Here is a 3,935-nt window from a genome sequence, read left to right on the forward strand (position 1 = left end):
CCTGTTCAGCCAGCCGGTGCCATAGATGCGGCTGAGCATCGCGTTCTTCTGATCGCCGCGCCAATAGGCGCCCGACACGCGCGTCAGCTTGAAGGCGTTCGGGTCGAGCTTGCCGGTGGAGGCCAAATGGGGGCCCCGGCACATGTCGAGCCAGGCATTCTCGCCCGAGCCCGCACGGTAGACGGTGAGCTCCTCGCCTTCCGGAAGCTCCGCCGCCCACTCGGCCTTGAACGTTTCGCCCTCGCGCTGCCAGCGCGCGATCAGGTCGGCGCGGCTCCATACCTCGCGGATCAGGGGCTCGTCCTTGGCGATGATGCGCCGCATCTCCGCTTCGATCGCGGGCAGATCCTCTTCGGTGAACGGCCGGTCCTTGGGCGCAAAGTCGTAGTAGAAACCGTCGTCGGTCGCGGGGCCGAAGGTGATCTGCGTGGACGGGAACAGGTTCTGCACCGCTTCCGCCAGCACATGCGCATAATCATGGCGCGCGAGTTCGAGCGCGTCGGCCTCGTCGCGCGCAGTCACCAGCGCGAGCGCGGCATCGCCTTCGAACGGGCGGTTGAGATCGCGCAGCTCGCCGTCGACCCGCGCCGCCAGCGCCGCCTTGGCCAGTCCCGGCCCGATCGCCGCCGCGATATCGGCCGGCGTGGTGCCGGGCGCGACTTCGCGCACGGAACCGTCGGGCAGGCTGATCTTGAACATCGCGGACATGGGGAAGCTGATCCTGTTTGGGGAGCGTGGGAAATGGTGCCGCCCTATGCCCGCGAAAAGGGCTAGAAGTCCACGCTCACGGTCAGCGCCGCACTCGACCCCGGCCTGGCCTGTCCGGCGACCCGCAGGCGCGCTTCGGCCGCGACGGCCAGCGTCCCGCCCATGACCGGCACGGCAGTGGCGACGCGCGGCCCCACGTCCAGCCGTTCGGCGCCGGGTTGCGCCGCGCCCCACGCCCCGCCGCCAACCACCAGCGCCGCTTTCCCTAGATTCATACGACGCCCAGCACGAAGGGCTGCGTCGGCGAAAAGGTCCCGCGATCGGGCACCGACCACCCCCGCCTGGGCATAGCCGTCGACGACCGCCCCAGGCCGAGGCTCAGCATAGAAGCCGCCCGCCGCATAGGCCGACCATGCGTCGCGGCCGGCGCGGTCCAGCCCCAGGCGCCGCTCGACCGACAGGCGGAACGGCATCGTGGGCAACGGATGCCAGTCCAGCCCGACCGCCCCCTCGGCGCCCCGCCCCCGCAGCGGGGCATAGACGCGCGCCGCCAGTGCCGTGCGGACCGTCGTGTCGTCGTTCAACCGATAGGTGACGCGCGCCGCGGCCTGGCTTCCTCCCAGCGCGCCGCCGCCCGCCAGGCTGGCGCCGCTGCCGGGACGAACGAACGCATAGGCACTGGCGGTCCAGCGCGACCCGCGCCTCTTGGCCGGCGATGAGATGGGGAACGGAACCGGGGCCAGGGGCTGTGGCTCCGAAGCTTCCTCCGCTCGAACGCTCGGCGCCGGCGGCATAACCTTGGTCGAAGCCATCTGCACGCTGCGAGGTACGGCATAAACCCGCGAGGCGGGCGCAGCCGCAATATGGCGGGCGGGGATCAGTGAGGCAGGCGGCCCGACATGGCGCGGACGATCATGGACGGGGACGGTCCCGGAACCCATCCGCGCTTGCACCGGCCTGGTTGGCTCCGCATCCGCCGGAGGGAGACCACCCCACGGCCACGTCGCCATTGCGCGGAGCAATGTCCAGCCGATTGTCACGCTCAACAGAAAGCGGAACTGCCGCCCTCTCAGTCGCATGGGAGCGCGTCGGGAAAATGATGCTCGGTCTTGTCCCATGGCGGGGTGACGCCGGGCTGGTACGAGAACAAGGCCCGACGCGCCGCGAGGATCGCGATGAGGTTGGCCAGCAACGCGCGAGGGATCGCCTGCAGGCCTTCGCGCCAGCCATAATGATGGCCGACCACCAGCGCACGAACTGCAAGCCGCCAGACCAGCAGCCATGCGCAGATCGTCAGGATCGGCTTTGCCCAGCCCGGCCAGTGGATGGCCACCCCGCAGAGAGCCAGCATCACCGCGAGCAGCAGTCCGGCATAAGAGGCCGTCAGCACCACCGCCGCCGCGAGGCTGCGGCGATCGCGCAACCGCATCCAGCGCTCCGCCAGCCCGCCCTGCCAGCGCAGCCGGTCCCAGCCCGCGAGCGCGATGCCGGTGATCCAGCGCTGCTTCTGGCGGACGGCGGTTTCGAGCGTGTGCGGAAAGTAAGCGCGCACCGCGACGGGGGCGCCGCCGGGCACCTCGGGCAGCACGACGAACGCGCTGCGCCCGCCCTTGGCCGCGATGCGCAGGCCGATCTCGTAATCCTCGGTCACGCTGCTGTCGTCGAACGGCGCCCCTCCCCCGCTCGCGGCGATCTCGTCCATGCGGGCGCGGGCGATCGCGCAGCCGACGCCGGCCGACGGAATGCCCGCGCCGATCGCCTCGCGCACCACCAGCTGGCGGCTGTGCCCGTCGGCGAATTCGTCAGCGTAAGACGCGGAAACCGCGCGCGCGAACCATCCCCGGCTCTGCTCGATCAGGGGCAGCACGGGCAGCTGCACCATGTCGAACCGATCGATCAGATAGTCGACGACGCGCAACTCCTGCGGATGCACGACATCCTCGGCATCGTGGAGCAGGATCGCCTTGCAGCGGATGCCCGACACCGCCTCGTCCGCGCGCATCGCCGCCCAGACGCGGTTGAGGCATTCGGCCTTCGTCGTCGGGCCGGGCAGCGTGCCCGAAACCAGGCGGATGCGGGGATCGCCTACCGCGCGGACGGCGGCCTGCGTCGCAGGATCGTTGGGGTAGGTGCCGACGTAGATGACGTAATCGTCATGCCGGTAGCGGCCGAGCGCGGCGGCGAGCATGCGGCCGATGACCGGCGCCTCCTGCCAGGCCGCGATGAACACCGCGATCCGTCCGGGCGCATCGGGGGCAGGCAGGGTCGCCGCCGACGCGGGCCGGTGGCGGCGATAGACGGTCAGGCGACGGCGCACCCAGCGCAGCGCCCAGAGGAGATCGACCAACAGGTCGTCGAACCCGCCGATCAGGAACCCGATCGCGGCGAACAGCATGAGCTCGCGCGCCATGGCTGCCGCCAGCCACGCAACGTCCGCGACCACCCCCTAGCCCCGCCCCGCCATGTCCGCCACGATAGCGCGCGGCGCGGCCGCTTCAAGCCATGCCGGTGCGGCGGATGTCGTCGATCGCGCGACCCGCGCGCCGCGCGAGCGCGGCCAGTTCGTCGAGCGGCAGCGCGCCGTCGCGCGGGCGATCGTCGAGCACGCAGAGCGTGCCGAGCGGGTGCCCCTCGCGACTGAGCACTGGCACGCCGGCGTAGAAGCGGAGCGACGGCTTGTTCAGCACGAACGGGTTGCCGGCGAAGCGATCGTCGGCGGCCAGATCGGGCAGGACCAGCGGCTCGGCGGGCGTCAGGATGGCATGCGCGCAGAAGGAGATGCTCCGCGCCGTTTCGGGGACCGGAATGCCGACGCGGGCGGCGAACCACTGGCGGTCGCGATCGATGATCGAGACGGCGGCGGCGGGGGCGTCGAACAGTCCCGCCGCCTTGACCACGATCGTGTGCAGGGTGGCGTCGGGCGGCGCGCGCAGGATGTTCGAGGCGTCCACCGCGCGCTGCCGCGCCCGCTCATCCGGCGGATGCGCGGCGGGAGAGAAGACGCTCAGCCCCACGAACCGAAATCCCGGGACGTCGGCGGGCAGCCCGCCATGCGGGGCATCGTGAACGGGTCACGGCTCGTCACTCCGCCGAAATCTCCCCGAAATGAAGGAAGCTGCCGGTTTCCGCTGCAGTGCAGCGTCAGAGTTTCTGAGTCAATTCCGGGATGATCTGGAACAGATCGCCGACCAGACCGACGTCGGCGACCTGGAAGATCGGCGCATCCT

General features: G+C 70.8%; 4 protein-coding genes. All 4 read right to left on the reverse strand.

Annotation, left to right across the window (positions count from 1 at the left end):
* Positions 1-708: TGS domain-containing protein (locus ACOJSF_RS12450; protein WP_420142519.1), on the reverse strand; the 708-nt coding region annotated here is incomplete at its 3' end.
* A gap of 62 nt (positions 709-770) precedes the next feature.
* The gene (locus ACOJSF_RS12455; RefSeq protein WP_420142520.1) at positions 771-1,292 is read right to left on the reverse strand and encodes a hypothetical protein; all 522 of its coding nucleotides are present in this window, start codon (positions 1,290-1,292) and stop codon (positions 771-773) included.
* Positions 1,293-1,777: 485 nt separating this feature from the next.
* Entirely contained in the window at positions 1,778-3,151 is a 1,374-nt protein-coding gene (locus ACOJSF_RS12460) for a glycosyl transferase family protein (protein WP_420142521.1), read from the reverse strand.
* A gap of 52 nt (positions 3,152-3,203) precedes the next feature.
* Positions 3,204-3,722: a GAF domain-containing protein gene (locus ACOJSF_RS12465; RefSeq protein WP_420142522.1), complete on the reverse strand. Its 519-nt coding sequence runs from the start codon at positions 3,720-3,722 to the stop codon at positions 3,204-3,206.
* Positions 3,723-3,935: the final 213 nt, after the last annotated feature.

Origin of the sequence: Sphingomonas sp. (assembly GCF_048594985.1) — a bacterium.
In the GTDB taxonomy this organism is placed as follows: Bacteria; Pseudomonadota; Alphaproteobacteria; order Sphingomonadales; family Sphingomonadaceae; genus Sphingomonas_I.